The sequence below is a fragment of the Thermogemmatispora sp. genome (assembly GCF_019683635.1).
In the GTDB taxonomy this organism is placed as follows: Bacteria; Chloroflexota; Ktedonobacteria; order Ktedonobacterales; family Ktedonobacteraceae; genus Thermogemmatispora.
This window is the reverse complement of sequence record NZ_JADGIA010000011.1, coordinates 1-15,205: the sequence shown is the minus strand read 5'-3', so window position 1 is coordinate 15,205 and position 15,205 is coordinate 1. Positions and strand designations below refer to the sequence as shown.

The 15,205-nt window shown below is 60.5% G+C and carries 10 protein-coding genes; 9 read left to right on the top strand and 1 reads right to left on the bottom strand.

The annotated features are described in order from the left end of the window. The first annotated feature begins 78 nt into the window (after positions 1–78). The 5 genes from iolD (at position 79) to IRZ31_RS02600 (ending at position 6,900) form a co-directional block, all read left to right on the top strand. Positions 79–1,965: a 3D-(3,5/4)-trihydroxycyclohexane-1,2-dione acylhydrolase (decyclizing) gene (gene iolD / locus IRZ31_RS02620; RefSeq protein ID WP_297149233.1), complete on the top strand. Its 1,887-nt coding sequence runs from the start codon at positions 79–81 to the stop codon at positions 1,963–1,965. Between the two features lie 154 nt (positions 1,966–2,119). Next, positions 2,120–3,070, top strand: coding sequence for a TIM barrel protein (locus IRZ31_RS02615; RefSeq protein ID WP_297149231.1), 951 nt, complete (start codon positions 2,120–2,122; stop codon positions 3,068–3,070). Positions 3,071–3,189: 119 nt separating this feature from the next. Beyond that, entirely contained in the window at positions 3,190–4,209 is a 1,020-nt protein-coding gene (gene iolG / locus IRZ31_RS02610; protein ID WP_297149229.1) for an inositol 2-dehydrogenase, read from the top strand. A gap of 95 nt (positions 4,210–4,304) precedes the next feature. Continuing rightward, entirely contained in the window at positions 4,305–5,321 is a 1,017-nt protein-coding gene (locus IRZ31_RS02605) for a tagatose 1,6-diphosphate aldolase (protein WP_297149227.1), read from the top strand. A gap of 769 nt (positions 5,322–6,090) precedes the next feature. Next, complete coding sequence (locus IRZ31_RS02600) at positions 6,091–6,900, top strand: DUF929 family protein (protein ID WP_297149225.1); 810 nt, start codon at positions 6,091–6,093, stop codon at positions 6,898–6,900. Between the two features lie 104 nt (positions 6,901–7,004). Here the strand turns inward: IRZ31_RS02600 and IRZ31_RS02595 are convergent, their stop codons facing one another. Beyond that, positions 7,005–9,350, bottom strand: coding sequence for a xanthine dehydrogenase family protein molybdopterin-binding subunit (locus IRZ31_RS02595; protein WP_297149224.1), 2,346 nt, complete (start codon positions 9,348–9,350; stop codon positions 7,005–7,007). A 335-nt stretch (positions 9,351–9,685) separates the two neighbouring features. Here IRZ31_RS02595 and IRZ31_RS02590 point away from each other — a divergent pair, with 335 nt between their 5' ends. The 4 genes from IRZ31_RS02590 (at position 9,686) to IRZ31_RS02575 (ending at position 15,021) form a co-directional block, all read left to right on the top strand. After that, entirely contained in the window at positions 9,686–11,416 is a 1,731-nt protein-coding gene (locus tag IRZ31_RS02590; RefSeq protein WP_297149222.1) for a cellulose binding domain-containing protein, read from the top strand. 338 nt (positions 11,417–11,754) lie between these two features. Then, complete coding sequence (locus tag IRZ31_RS02585) at positions 11,755–12,957, top strand: LacI family DNA-binding transcriptional regulator (protein WP_297149221.1); 1,203 nt, start codon at positions 11,755–11,757, stop codon at positions 12,955–12,957. A 240-nt stretch (positions 12,958–13,197) separates the two neighbouring features. After that, entirely contained in the window at positions 13,198–13,377 is a 180-nt protein-coding gene (locus IRZ31_RS02580; protein WP_297149220.1) for a hypothetical protein, read from the top strand. A gap of 30 nt (positions 13,378–13,407) precedes the next feature. Next, a complete protein-coding gene (locus tag IRZ31_RS02575; protein ID WP_297149218.1) occupies positions 13,408–15,021 on the top strand; it encodes a glycoside hydrolase family 16 protein in 1,614 nt (537 codons plus the stop codon). Positions 15,022–15,205: the final 184 nt, after the last annotated feature.

Below are 15,205 nucleotides of genomic sequence, written 5' to 3'. Positions count from 1 at the left end.
CCTGATCCTGCTGCCCTGTTCGCTCTCCCGTGAGCGCGTTCGTTGACTGTGAGCGAGCCAACTGCCCGGAGGAGAACGATGAGTGAGCATACTGGCCGACGCATGACAATGGCGCAAGCGCTGGTTGCTTTTCTGCGCAATCAGTATGTAGAGCGTGATGGCGTAGAGCAGCCTTTTTTCGCGGGCTGCTTTGGGATCTTTGGTCATGGCAATGTGGCGGGCATTGGCCAGGCCCTCCAGGAGATGCCTGATTTTCGTTATTATCAGGCCCGCAACGAGCAGGCAATGGTCCATACGGCCATCGCCTATGCAAAAGTCAAGAACCGTCTGCAAACCTTTGCCTGCACCTCCTCGATTGGACCGGGAGCTACGAATATGGTCACAGGCGCGGCTACGGCTACCATTAACCGGCTTCCAGTTCTGTTGTTGCCCGGCGATTTCTTTGCTCGGCGCAATGTGGCTCCGGTGCTGCAGCAGTTGGAGTCAGAGCATACTCAGGATATCTCAGTCAATGATTGCTTTAAGCCAGTGAGCCGCTACTGGGACCGTATTACGCGCCCGGAGCAGCTCCTGACGGCTCTGCCAGAGGCGATGCGCGTGCTGACAAGTCCGACGGAGACGGGAGCGGTAACCTTAGCTTTGCCCCAGGATGTGCAGACGGAAGCCTATACTTACCCGGAGGCTTTTTTCCGTAAGCGGATCTGGCATATACCTCGTCCGCGGCCAGACCGGCGGCAGGTGGAGGAGGCCGCTGCCTGGATACGGGCCAGCCAGCGCCCCCTGATTATCGCGGGTGGCGGCGTGATCTACGCTGAAGCCTGGCCCCTGCTAGAGCGTCTGGTAGCTGAGACGGGCATTCCTGTAGCCGAGACGATGGCCGGGAAGGGCAGCCTGCGCTTTGATCATCCTCTCAATCTGGGGGCGATCGGCGCAACAGGTACGTTCGCAGCGAATCGCCTGGCCCGCGAGGCCGACCTGATTATCGGGATTGGGACGCGCTATAGCGACTTTACGACTGCTTCGAAGACTGCCTTCCGTCATCCAGCGGTGCGTTTTGTCAATATCAATGTATCGGAGTTTGATGCGGCGAAGCACTCGGCCCTCTCGCTGGTGGGCGATGCCCGGGCGACGCTGGAGGAGCTGCTGCCGCTGCTGGCAGGCTATCAAGTGGCGCCCGAGTATCGACAGTGTGCCGAAGACCTGCATCGCGAGTGGGAGGCTGAGGTTTCGCGCCTCTATGGCATGCGTCATGGGCCGCTTCCCTCGCAGGGCGAGCTGATTGGGGCTGTCAATGAGTGTGGCTCTCCCGATGGAATCGTGGTCTGCGCCGCCGGAAGCTTGCCGGGCGATTTGCATAAGCTCTGGCGCTCACGCCATCCAAAACAGTTCCACCTGGAATATGGCTATAGCTGCATGGGCTACGAGATCGCGGGTGGCCTGGGGGCAAAGATGGCCGCCCCTGAACGGGAGGTCTATGTCCTGGTCGGCGATGGCTCCTATCTGATGATGAATGGTGAGATCGTGACCTCGGTCCAGGAAGGCTATAAGCTGGTGATCGTGCTCTTCGATAACCAGGGCTTCAAGAGTATTGGCTCGCTAAGCCGCTCACTCGGCCAGGGAGGCTTTGGGACGCGCTATGCCTATCCTCGCAATGGAAGCCTGCCCGGCGATGAGGCCCGCTCCGAGGTGGTGCCACTGCCTGTTGATCTGGCGGAGAACGCTCGCAGCCTGGGCGCTTATGTGATCCGCTGCCGCGATACCGCCGATGTGGTGACCGCCCTGGAAACTGCTCGCACACTGGATCGCACAACGGTGATTTATGTACCGTGCGATCGCTATGAGTGTGTACCTTCTTATGAAAGCTGGTGGGATGTGGCCGTGGCTGAGGTAAGCTCTAGTCCCCAGGTTCAGGCTGCTCGCCGTGAGTGGGAGATGATGCGCGCTGAAGAGCGATACTTCTTATAGTCATAGGATACGGGATACCCGGCTGATCTGCTGATTCCGCACCTTCTGCACTGGGAAGGCAAGGCGCCGAAGGAGGCGCGGTGCGACATCGAGGCGTGGGCTGTGAGGCAGATATCTGATCTATGGCTGATCCTTAGCTACAAGGTGGGTAGAAATGACGATGGACAAGATTGGCGTAGCCAATGCTCCCTGCTCCTGGGGGACGCTGGAATTCGATGGGACACAGGCGCAAGGACTGGCTATCCCTTGGGGGCAGATGCTGGATGAGCTGCGAGCCGCTGGCTATGAGGGGACAGAGTTAGGAGACTGGGGCTACCTGCCCACGGCGGCAGATCAGCTGGCCGCGGAACTGCATAAACGCGAGTTGACACTCGTGGCGGCCTTTGTCCCCGTGATGCTCAAGGAGACGAATGCGCTGCGGGCTGGCCTGAGTCAGGCCCTGCGCATTGCCAACTTGCTCGCCGCAGTCTCCCAGATCATTGGAGCTACATGGAGTCCTCTGCTGCTCCTGGCCGATGAGAATGGGCGTGATCCCCTCCGGACGTCCTGCGCTGGGCGCATCTCTCCCAGCCAGGGATTAGGCGCTCGCGAGTGGCGCATCTTCGCACGCAACAGCGAGACCATCGCGCGCATGGTCTACGAGACCACGGGACTACGCACAGCCTTCCATCATCATTGCGCCGGTTACGTGGAAACACCAGAAGAGATTGCTCGCTTCCTGGAGTTGACTGATCCGAATATCATCGGCCTGGCTTTTGATACTGGCCACTACCTCTACGGCAGCGGCAGCAACGAGCCGGGACTAATCGAGGAGGCCCTCCGTCGCTTTGATTCACGGATCTGGCATGTCCATTTTAAAGACTGCTCGCCAGCAGTGGCCCAGGAGGCTCGTGCCCAGAGGTGGGACTACTTCACGGCACTGCGCCACGGCGTCTTTTGTGAGTTAGGACAGGGGGCGGTTCCGTTCCCTGCGGTGGTAACCTGGCTTCAGCTGCATGGCTATCATGGATGGATCGTCGTCGAGCAGGATGTGCTGCCCGGTATGGGCTGCCCCTACCTCAGTGCTTTGCGCAATCGCCAGTACTTGCGCGAGCTTGGTCTCTAGCCCGGCTGGTACCATCCTCCAAGGTAGAGAAGCAGCAAAATGCCAATGTTCAGAAACGCCTGCTGGCTTGCTAGCCGAAACCAGCCATGAGCAGCCAGACAATAGGAGAGGATACCGGGATGACTGGTAAACAGCTAACCGTTGGCTTGATCGGCGCGGGACGGATCGGACGTCTCCATGCTCATCACCTGACAACACGACTTCCACGCGCCCGCTTGTTGGCCGTGGCCGACGCCTGCGCCGAGGCCGCCGAGTCCTGCGCCCGCGAGTGCTGCATACCTCGCTTCTGCTCAGATTATCGAGAGATCCTGGCAGACCCGCAGATCGAAGCTGTCCTGATTTGCTCGCCGACAAGTACCCATGCTCAGCTCATCGAGGAAGCTGCTCGCTCCGGGAAGCATATCTTCTGCGAGAAACCGCTGGCCCTTGACCTGGAAACGATCGATCGGGCACTGGCTACCGTCGAGCAAGCAGGGGTCAAGCTACAGACAGGTTTTAATCGCCGCTTTGATGTTCATTTCCGCCGCGTCAGGCAGGCTGTTGAGCAAGGTGAGATCGGTTTGCCGTTGATGCTCCACATTACAAGCCGTGATCCCGCTCCGCCTCCAGCGGCCTATCTCCGAGTCTCCGGAGGGCTATTCCTCGATATGACAATCCACGATTTCGATATGGCCCGCTTCCTGCTTGCTAGTGAAGTCGAAGAAGTCTTTGCCCTGGCTCATGACCTGAACGAGCCAGACATCGCCCTGGCCGGGGACGTGGCCCACGCCGCTGTGATGCTGCGCTTCGCCAATGAAGCAATTGCTACGATCAGCAATAGCCGCCGCGCTAGCTACGGTTATGATCAGCGTGTCGAGCTGTTCGGCAGTGAGGGCAGCATCGCCGTCGATAATGCCTATCCCAATACAGCGGTGATCAGCGACCGCCACGGCGTGCGGCGCGATCTTCCCCTGCATTTCTTCATGGAGCGCTACGCTGAAAGCTTTGCTGCCGAGCTGCAAGCCTTTGTCGAGGCCGTCCTTGACGACAGGCCCGTGCCTGTCAGTGGCCATGATGGCCGTGCCCCGGTAGCCATTGCTCTGGCAGCTCAGCGCTCTTTACGGGAACATCGCCCAGTCTCCCTACATGAAGTAGCCTGAACAACAGACGCCTGCCAATCCAAGGCTGCAAGAGGATGAAGGAGCGGCCTTCGGTAGAAAGAAGAGGAGAGAGCACTGTGTATGGAAGAGAAGAGATGAGCATCAACTCCAGGAAGAATAAGCTGAGCCTGCTCCAGGCCTGTGCCGATGAGCATGGCATCATTACAGCCCTGGCCGTTGATCATCGGACAAATCTGGCTCAGGCTCTGGCCACGGCCCAGGGCCTGCAAGGGCTGGCCAGCGCCTCTGACCTGCGTACCTTCAAGCGCCTGGTCACGCAGATTCTGACTCCCTACGCGAGCGCTGTCCTGCTTGATCCCGAGTATGGTCTGGATGCCCTGGCAGTGCGCCATCCCAGCACGGGCGTGATGCTCGCATACGAGCGCTCTGGCTATAACGCCAATGGCCGCTATGAACCTCCCGAGGTGATCCCCAGCTATAGTGTACGGCGCCTGGTAGAGGCTGGAGCTCAGGCCGTGAAGGTCTTGCTGTACTATAATCCCTTCGATAGCCCACACATCAATCGCGTCAAGCAGGCCTATGTCGAACGCATAGGAGCCGAGTGCCAGGCCCTGGAAGTGCCTTTCTTCCTGGAGCCGCTTGTCTATGCCGGTAAGGAGCTGGCTGGGGAGGACGCCGAGCTGAATTTTGCCTATGCCAAGCCGACCTACGTCGCCCTCACTGTAGCCGAGTTTGGGCAGCCGCGCTACGGCGTCGATATTCTGAAAGTAGAGTGGCCCATCGTACCAACCTACACCGCCGGCCTGCAGAGCTGCGAGGCACCAACGCCAGCCTACTCGCGCGAAGAGGCCATTGAACAGCTACGCGCCGTGGGAATGGCTGCTTCGAAACCCCTTGTCTATCTGAGCGGAGGCTACAGCTCTGCCACTGTTTGCGAGCTGCTGGAGCTGACCGCTGAGGCCGGCGTACCTTTCTGTGGCGTGGTCTGTGGCCGCGCCTTCTGGCAGGGAGGGATCGCTCTCTATGCCAGAGAGGGCGCTGCTGCCCTGGAGCGCTGGCTAGCACAAGAGGGCGTTGCCGCTCTGCAAGCGATCGCCTGTGTTCTGCGTCGCTGCGCTACACCCTGGTGGGAGCTGCTGGCGCCCAGCTAGCGCCATCTCCCTCCCTCCCGAGGCCAACCTCTCGGTTCAATCAGAAACAGACTGAACGCGCATTGAGAATAAGGCAGATTGGACAGGACCAGACGGACGCAAATTATTGCCTGGAGCCTTGAACCCGGGCTAACGAACCTCCAGCACTCTACGCACTTTAGGCAAGACCCTCCTATTAACAGGGTGTTGACGGAAGAAATCAAAAGGGAGAGGTGGCCGTTCCTTGTGTATCTTGCTGGTCAATCCCCATCCTGGCTTCCGCACTGATTCTCTAGATCTCGCCTGAAAAAGCGTTGCACATTCACGCTATTTACTATCAGCGGCAACCGGCTGGCAGAAGCAGCACCACGGCAGACCTTCATGCTATAATGGGAATATCGCCAATCATCTCGCTGGCGCCACCCACTCAGGCGAAAGCGAGCGTTGTTCAAGGAAGGACAGTCTACAATCTGTATTCAGGGAAGAGAGAACTATGTCTTCATCCACATCCAGGAAGCAAGCAAATCCTCCCGCCTCAGAGGCGCGCTCGCAAAGGCACGCGTCCCAATCCTCTACCAACTCCCTCAGCAAGCGTCTGCAAACTGAGAGCAGGCCGAGAGGAGCAGCTCCCAGACAGACGCAGCGGGCAGGCCGACGACGAGGTGTCTCGGCCTGGCGCGCCTACCGCTGGTGGCTGGTAGGTCTCACTCTCGTTGTGATTGGGGCTATCGTTGGCCTCTTCCTCCTCCTCGGCCACCAGAGCGCGGCAAATCCCACCAGCAGCCGCTCTGTGACAGACCCGCAGGTCTTGAGCAATCTGGCTCTCATCAGCGACAGCCAGTTCTCCAAAGTAGGCACTGGTAACCTGTCGAGTCCCCTGCGCGTCATCGCTGATCGCCCAATGCTGCGCGGGCCTACTGGCAAACCTGAGTTCTTCTACTGGGGCGCCGAATTCTGCCCCTACTGCGCCGCGGAGCGCTGGCCGGTTGTTGTGGCCCTCAGCCGCTTTGGCACCTTCAGCAAGTTGCCAGAGACAACCTCCTCTGACACGGATGCCTACCCAAATACCGCAACGTTTACCTTTCATGGCAGCGTCTACCAGAGCAACTACCTCGATTTCGCCCCGGTTGAGCTAGAGGACCGCGAGGGTCACCCTTTGGAAGGACCAACGGTGGAGGAACAGCAGATCATTGGCTCGCTCAATCCCGATGGCAGTATCCCGTTCCTGGACATTGCCAACCTCTACCTTGTGCGCGGCCAGAGCTTTGACCCGGGCATCCTCAGTGGGCTGTCTCAGCGCGACATTGCCTTGCAACTGACTGATCCCGGCACCCCCGTAGCCAAGAATATTCTGGGCGTCGCTAACTATTTGACCGCCGCTATCTGTGTAGCGACAGCGGACCAGCCGGCGAGTGTCTGTAAAACTTCCTATATCCAGTTTATCGAAAAGCAGTTGCCACGCTCACCTTATGCTCCCACCTCCACGCCATCTGCCAGCCTGCCCTCGGCTCTCCCGACAACAGCTCTAGGGCTGATCGCGCTGCTGCCCACGGTCCGCTGGCCCCAGCGCGATGTGAGACGCCGTACAAGTCAATACTAAGCGCAGAAAAAGTACCGAGAAAAGACAAAACCAGCCGTGGCCCGTGAGGGAATAATCCCCCTCCACGGCTGGCTGTCTTTTTCTTCCTCTGCTCTCACCGCTGGCTAGGAGCCTGCTGACGAGGTGCGATTGCGTCCCTCCTGCCAGGCCCGTAGGATGCGCTCCGGGGTCATAGGCAGCTCCGTCAAGCGTACTCCAAGTGCGTCACGCAGGGCGTTGCCAATGGCGGCGGCCACCGGAACAACTGGCGGCTCGCCGGCCCCACGCGCTCCGAAGGGGCCAAGCTCGCACGGTACCTCGACGATCAGCGGCGTAATCGAAGGCACATCCTGGCTATGGGGCAGGGCGTAGTCCAGCAAAGTCCCTGTGAGCAGTTGGCCCTCCTCTCCATAGACCAGCCTTTCCTGCAAGGCCCAGCCAATACCCTGGGCCACGCCCCCATAGATCTGGCCCTCTACCTCTCCGCGATTCAAAGCGCGTCCCACATCCTGAGCAGCAACATAGTCCAGGACCCGTACCTCGCCTGTCTCTGGATCGACTGCCACCTTCGCCAGGTGTACAGCGAACATTGGGCCGGACGTAGCGTTTGCCGATCGACCACGGCCAAAGACAGGGGCATAGCGAGCGCCGAAATTGGTCGAATTGGCAGCCACCTGCTGGAAGGTCACATACTTATCGGGAACGCCACGCACGGTAACCCGCCCATCGCGCAGTTCGAGATCCTCACGGGCCGCCTCCAGCAACTCCGAGGCGATCGCCAAAATTTGCTCGCGGGCATCCTGCGCCGCCGCCAGAACAGCAGAGCCGAGGGCGTAGGTTGTCTTGCTGCCTGCTGTCAGGCCGCTGTAGGGCATTGTGTCGGTACCTTCGTGAACCACCGTGACCGCACGCGCCGGCAGGCCCAGGATCTCCGCTGCAATCAGGGCCAGGGAGCTGTCGGAACCTGACATATCTACACTGCCAACGATCACCGTCACGCTGCCATCCCCCTCCAGGCGGCAGAGAGCCGCCGCTGGCTCGGTAGCTCCCGGCCAGCCACCAGCGGCCAGGCCGATGCCAACGCGCCAGCCGCTTAGCTCCGCTGGTAACTCACCCCGAACCCGCTCGCGCTCGCTCCAGAGTGGATGGCTTCCGACTGCCTCCAGACACTCCACCAGGCCGATACGGGGCCAGCGACCCCCCAGAACACGCGCGTCCCCCTCACGCAGGGCATGGCGCAGACGGAATGCTAGCGGATCAAGCCCGAGACGGCGACATAGCTCGTCGACCGTCGACTCCAGAGCAAAATATGCCTGTGGTCCGGTCGGTGCCCGGTAAGCGGCGCTGCCTGGCTTGTTGGTCTGTACCAAATAGCAATGGATAGCAAGGTGAGGACAACGGTAGAGATTGCTGAAATGGAAACCGCTCAGCCCTGCCAGCGGGTAAGGATAGGCGCCCGAATCGAGGATCAGCCGCACCTGGATGGCCGTCAGGGTTCCATCGCGCCGTGCCCCCAATTGCACCGTGATCGCGGTCTGCGGCGCTGGATTACCGGCCAGCAACTCCTCCTGCCGTGTGTAGACCAGGCGCACCGGTCGATGCAGCTGCAGAGCCGCCGCTGCCACCAGCGGCTCAAGCAGAACCTCCTTTCCCCCAAACCCTCCGCCGACCGGCACTGGTTCTACATGGATCTGCCGCTCGGCTAGACCCAGCGCCAGAGCCACCGCCCGACGGGCATTGAGCAGTCCCTGGGTACTGGAGTAAATGGTCAGCTGCTGGGTGTGTGCATCAGGAACAACCAGGACCGTCTGCGGTTCTAAGTAGGATTGGTGCACGGGCGAGGTCCTGTAGTGTTCCTCCACAATGACCTCCGCCTCTTGCAAACCCTCCTCGATCTTCCCCATACGCAGCGGCGGCAAGGCGGCAGCGTTGGGCGATAGCCCATCCTCCTCCAGCGAAGCACCTGGTGGCAGAAAGAGCGCATGACTCTGCCGCAACGTCTCGCGAAAATCGCGCTGCAGACAGGCTCGTGGGGCATCCGGGCGACAGGCGGCCTCGGGATCAAGCACAGCCGGCAGTGGCTCATAATCGACCTCAACGGCAGCAGCTCCATCCTCGGCCAGGGCCTCCGTCTCTGCCACAACCAGCGCCACAGGGTGACCGCACCAACAAACCTCGGTGCTTGCCAGCGGCTCCAGTGAGCGTACACTACCGTCCGAGGGCCGCAAGCCGAGATTGGCTGCGGTGAAGACAGCAACGACCCCCGGCAAAGCCAGGGCCGCCCCGGAATCGATACGCCGGATGAAGGCATGGGCATACGGACTGGTTACCAGACGAGCATGCAGCACCCCCGCCGGCAAATGATCGCCCGCATAGCGAGCACGCCCGCTGACTTTGGCCTCGCCGTCCTGGCGGGGGAGCGCCGTACCAATCAAGACAGAAGACGCCTGCCTCTGTGCTTCATGCAACATCGATGCAAACCTCCTTTCGCCTCCTGCAGAAAGAGGAGAACCAGGCTTCTCTCACTCCAGCCAGGCGCCAGCTCGCCCGTCGGTAGACCAGGCAGAGCGGCACCGCTTTTCATTGAATGCCAGCGTCGCTGCCCCCGTCAAGTCCTCACTCCCAACGCTGCCAGGGCAGGGAGGCCAAACACAATGGCCAGCATGGCCGCTTGTCCCGCCCCGGCTGTCAAAACAGTGACTGCCAGATGTCCGCTACCTGCTCTGGCCTTACGGCGCAAGCAGCCCTATGCTCTCCCTTAGCAAGGAATGCCAAAGGGGACCTCCCCGCTTAGAAAGGACGCAGTATGTTCAGCAACAGCAGCAAGAAGCCAGCCTACCGCTACCTCTCCTCGCTGCTTGGCTGTGCGACCATCACCGTGATTGCCGCCATCAGCAGCCTCCTGCTCATCGGTAGCCCGCGCCATGCCGCACAGGCAGCTTCCGGCTTTGTCACCCGCTGCGGCATCCACTTCTGCCTCAACGGCCAGCTCTTCTACTACGCCGGAGCCAATAGCTACGACATCTTCACCTTTGGCGATGGCAGCAGCAGCAGTACCCAGGATGACATCGAGAACAAATATATGGACAAGGCTGCCATCGATGCCTACTTTAGCAACGCCCAGAGCGATGGCATTACGGTCGTGCGTACCTGGATGTTTGACCACGAGACCTGGCATGGCTTCGAACCTTCGAAGGGCGTCTACAACGTCGCTGAGTTCGATGAATTTGATTACATCATTCAATCGGCCAAGGCGCACAACATCCGCCTCATCCCGGTCTTTGAAAATTACTGGGAGGCGTACGGCGGCATCGATACGCGCCTGCAATGGGAAGGTCTGCCCACCGGCCAGTCCAACCGCTGGCGCTTCTTCAATCAGCAGCAATGCCCGGGTTGCTTCACCCAATACAAGAACTACGTTTCTTACGCCCTCAACCACGTCAATCACTACTCAGGCGTTGCCTACAAAGATGAGCCGACGATCTTCGCCTGGGAGCTGATGAACGAGCCACGCTACGAGAACGCCACTCCCGATGAGAGCACAACCGGCACCACCCTGCGGGCCTGGGTCGACACGATGGGCGCTTTCATCAAGAGCATCGACCCGAACCATATGCTGGGGACAGGCCTCGAAGGCCAAGGGACAGCCTACGGCTACGGCGGCAACTCCGGCAATCCTTTTGTCTACATCCATCAATCTCCATATATTGATTTCACTTCCGCCCACTTCTACCCGACCGAGAGTTGGGCGAACCTGAGCATGAGCCAGGCCCAGCAGGTCATTAACAAGTGGGTCAGTGACTCGCACAACGTTGTCGGCAAGCCCTTTATCCTTGGCGAGTTCAACAGCCGCTCGGATGTCGGCAACCGGACAGGCTGGTGGACCATGTTCTACAGCACCCTGGAGCAGGACGATGCCGACGGAGACAACTTCTGGATGTACGTTGCGCGTAATCCTGACAGTATCTATGGCGTGACGCACGGCGCACCCGAGCTGGCCATCTTCATGCAGCACTCGCAGCACCAGCAACAGAAGTCCGGCGGCAGCCCGGGCACGGGAACTACCCCGACGCCGGGCGTGACAGTCACACCCACGGCTACCACAGCTGCCAGTCCGACCCCGACACCCAGGCCGACGGTCACCCCAACTCCTACGCCATCACCGACTCCCGGAGTCACTCCGACGCCGACCCCGACACCTTCCAGCGGACTGAGCTGTCGTGTGCAGTATGTCATTACCGCTCAGTGGCCCGGTGGCTTTGGCGCCAGCATCTCCATTACCAACACCGGCAGCACGGCCATCAATGGCTGGACGCTCAAGTTCACCTTCCCGAACGGGCAAACGGTCACCCAGGGTTGGAATGGCAGCTTCAGTCAGCAGGGCAGCACCGTCACCATCACCAATCTGTCCTATAATGCCACCATTCCCGCGGGGACGACACTGGGCAGCGCACCCGGCTTTAATGGCACCTGGAACGGTACCAACTCACCTCCCACGAGCTTCACCCTGAACGGAGTGACCTGCAGCACCCAGTAATACCCCCTGGGCCAGCCCTGCCACCACCAGCCACCAGGCAGGAGCCTGGCCCATCCCCCTCAGCTTCCTGCTGGGAGGGAGCAGGTCCTTGCTGCCGCCGCTCAGTGTGAGTGCAGAGGAAGCAGGCTCGGGAGGTGTCCGTCCATCGTCAGGGACACCTCCTTTTTGCGCCTGGCTTTCCTGGCCTCATCCTCCTCTTGCGAATCTCGAAAATGTTGCGAAAAAAAAGTCCTGGAAGGCTTGACGGAAACCGGTTTCAATGTTATAGTTTCGCCAGAAACCGGTTCCAGAAGCTGGCAGCAGTCGGCGCCAGCCGGCACCACCCGCACAGGAACCAGATGCACCAAGCCTTAGACGTGGGAGAGACGACAATGGATGAGAAGCTCACCATCCAGGATATCGCCCGCCTTGCCGGCGTCTCGAAGTCGAGCGTCTCGCGCGTCCTCAATAATTATCCGGCCATTAGCCAGGAGCTGCGCGAGCGCGTGATGCGGGTGGTGCGCGAATATAACTTTGTGCCGAATGTGACTGCGAGAGGACTGGCCGGCGGCAAAACTCGCCTGGTCGGGGTGTTGACCCCGCCGCTGACCTGGCCGGCGATTCCAGAGATGCTGCGTGGGGTGGCAGAGTATATCGAGCGTACCTCCTACGAGATGGTCCTCTATAGCATCAATTTTGAAAATCCTACCCACACCGACGTCGTCGATCGCATTCTGTCTCTACGCATGGTCTCGGGCCTGCTGGCCATTCTGCCCTGCGATCTGACCCCTCATCTGCTCAAGCACTTTGAGCGTGGGTTGCCGATGGTCATGATCAACGACCAGGAGCCGCCAGAGCATTTCCCTTGCCCGTGGGTGGGAGTGGATAATCGCACTGGTGGCTATCAGGCAACTCGCCACCTGCTCGACCTGGGCTATCGGCGCATTGCCCATGTCATGGGGCCAAAGCGCTACTACTGCGCCCAGGAGCGATTTGAAGGCTATTGTCAGGCACTGCGCGAGGTCGGGTTGGAGCCTGACCCCGAGCTGTTGCTGCAGGGCGAGTTTGATCCCGCCAGTGGTCGCCGCTGTGCCCGCGAGTTGTTTGCCCGCGAGCGAACGCGCTGGCCCGAGGCGATCTTTGTGGCCAATGATCAGATGGCCTACGGCTTTCTGGAGGTGGCCGAGGAGCAGGGCATCCAGATTCCCCAGGATGTCGCTCTGGTCGGCTTCGACGATAACCTGGTCTCGTCCCATGTCCGCCCCCCACTGACGACGGTGCGCCAACCGTTCTCTCAGATGGGGGCGAAGGCGATCGAGCTGCTCTTGAAGATGGTCGATCCCGATCATGTATTGCCGCGCACGCGAGCCGCTGAGGACGGGGCGCATATTGAGGCCGGGGCAAGGATGGCCCCCGCCGCTGGGCCGCTGGCCGCAGCCGCCGCTGGCTCTGACCATCAGCTGCACGTACGCGAAACCTCTGCTCCCTATCGCTTGGACGGGGCCATTCATATACAACTCGATACCAGCCTGGTGGTACGAGCGTCAAGTGTGCCTGCCTGACGCCGGCTCGCTCCTCCGCGTTGGACCGCACGAAGCGAGCGCTTCATCCAGATAACGCTTGCTTGCTTGCTCTGCCAGAGGATAGGATGAGCCTTAGTGTCGCATGGATGCGTCTCTCTATCGGAGAACAGTATGTACTGTCGTATTGTCGTACTGTTGTCCTGCTTTCTAAGCTGGCCAGCTGCCCGGCTCAACCCCGCTGCTGGCCATCCAGCGTACTGCCTGGAAGGATGAAAGGAGGTGGAAGGCTGGCCAGTGCGCTGTGGCTGCTGGTCGCTCTCGCCGGCGCAGTCCTGCTGCCGGCACTGCAGCACTGCTGTTGGCTGCGTCCGCTTGCTGGTCGCCCATCAGAGCGCCTACGGCGGCGCTGGCTCTTCTCTGGCCAATGGGGTGCTGCCAGCTCAGCTGCAAGGCAGCTGATGACTTTTCCGCAGGAGAAAGGAGTATTGGATGCGGATACCTCAGCGTAGAGTTCACAGGGATGTTGATGAGCCTGCCCATTCCGGCACCGCTTTCCGTCGCCTGCCCTTCAGGTGGCTCCTCTTCGCCGTCTGTGCCCTGGTGGTCTGCCTCTCAACCGGGCTGTTTCTGGTGGCCCGCACGGCTCCCCAGGCCCATGCTGCTACCTGGACCCAGGTGTGGGGCGATGAGTTCACCGGCTCGGCAGGCTCTCCGCTGAATACGTCGCAGTGGATCTACGATATTGGCACTGGCTATGGTACCGGGGAGATCGAGACGACGACCAATAGCACGGCCAATGTCTCTCTGGATGGCAATGGCCATCTGGCCATCACGCCCCTGCGCGATGCCAATGGCAATTGGACCTCGGGCCGCATTGAGACGGTCAATGACAGCTTTGCGGCTCCTCCCGGCGGCGAGCTGGAGGTGACGGCCTCCCTGCAGCAACCCAATGTCTCCGGCAATGCTGCCCTGGGCTACTGGCCGGCTTTCTGGATGCTCGGCACTCCCTACCGCACCGACCATAACTGGCCCAACGATGGCGAGGTCGACATTATGGAGGATATCAACGGCCTCAGCTCGGTCTTCGGGACCATGCATTGCGGCACCTATCCCGGCGGCCCCTGCAATGAGCCAAATGGCATCGGCAGCGGTCAGAAGCCGTGCCCCGGCTGTCAAACAGGCTTCCATACCTATACGGTTATCATCGATCGCAGTGTCTCGCCGGAGCAGATCCGCTGGTACCTGGATGGCAATAACTACTTTACGGTGAGCGCCAACCAGGTGGACCCCACAACCTGGGCCAACGCTGTTGATCACGCTTTCTACATCATCTTCGATCTGGCCATCGGCGGAGGCTTCCCCGCGGCCTTTGGTGGCGGCCCAACCTCAGCCACTCAGCCCGGCGTGCCCATGCTGGTCGATTACGTGCGCGTCTATACCGCCAATGGCTCGGCTGCGACGCCGACGGCGACTCCCACCCCTAGCCCAACGCCAACGTCCAGCGGCGGCAGCGGCAGCGGCTTCACGCAGGGGGTCAATGCCATTAGCAGCAATCAGGTGCAGTTCTGGTTCCAGCCGAGCGGCTGGACGGCGGGCTACGTGATCCTGCACTACACGATCCCGGGCCAGGCTCAGCAGAATGTGCAGATGAGCTACAACAGCAGCGCCGGCCAGTGGCAGTATACGGTGAGTGGCGTCAGCTCAGGACAGACCATCACCTATTCGTTTACCTACCAGAAGAATGGCCTGCAGTACGATACGGGCACCTATACCTATACGGTAGGCTCCTCGGCGGCGACCCCCACGCCGACACCGACGCCCTCGGGCGGTAGTGGCTTCAGCCAGGGAGTCAACAGCGTCAGTTCTACTCAGGCTCTCTTCTGGTTCCAGCCGAGCGGCTGGACGGCGGGCTACGTGATCCTGCACTACACGATCCCGGGCCAGGCTCAGCAGAACGTGCAGATGAGCTACAACAGCAGCGCCGGCCAGTGGCAGTATACGGCTGGCGGGATGAGTTCGGGGCAGACGATTACCTACTCGTTTACCTACCAGAAAAACGGGTTGCAGTATGATACGTCAACCTATACCTGGACCCATCCCTGAAGGCTATGGCGCCTTCTGCGCCTTCGCTCTTGATTGAGGTGAGCTGATCCCTCGCCTCTTCCTTCTCGACGCTTCCGCCAGGCTGCCGCCAGCAGACCGACGGACAGCGCCGAGAAGGACTGGCGGCAGCCTCAGATCCGGCTGATCTGGGGACTGGTGCCGGAAGCGATCAGATGAGTTCAGG

Excerpts from the sequence above, each read along its gene's own strand:
- iolG (WP_297149229.1), top strand. The coding sequence starts at position 3,190 with ATGACTGGTAAACAGCTAACCGTTGGCTTGATCGGCGCGGGACGGATC.
- IRZ31_RS02590 (WP_297149222.1), top strand. The coding sequence starts at position 9,686 with ATGTTCAGCAACAGCAGCAAGAAGCCAGCCTACCGCTACCTCTCCTCG.
- IRZ31_RS02585 (WP_297149221.1), top strand. The coding sequence starts at position 11,755 with ATGCACCAAGCCTTAGACGTGGGAGAGACGACAATGGATGAGAAGCTC.
- iolD (WP_297149233.1), top strand. The coding sequence starts at position 79 with ATGAGTGAGCATACTGGCCGACGCATGACAATGGCGCAAGCGCTGGTT.
- IRZ31_RS02615 (WP_297149231.1), top strand. The coding sequence starts at position 2,120 with ATGACGATGGACAAGATTGGCGTAGCCAATGCTCCCTGCTCCTGGGGG.
- IRZ31_RS02595 (WP_297149224.1), bottom strand. The coding sequence starts at position 9,350 with ATGTTGCATGAAGCACAGAGGCAGGCGTCTTCTGTCTTGATTGGTACG.
- IRZ31_RS02605 (WP_297149227.1), top strand. The coding sequence starts at position 4,305 with ATGAGCATCAACTCCAGGAAGAATAAGCTGAGCCTGCTCCAGGCCTGT.
- IRZ31_RS02575 (WP_297149218.1), top strand. The coding sequence starts at position 13,408 with ATGCGGATACCTCAGCGTAGAGTTCACAGGGATGTTGATGAGCCTGCC.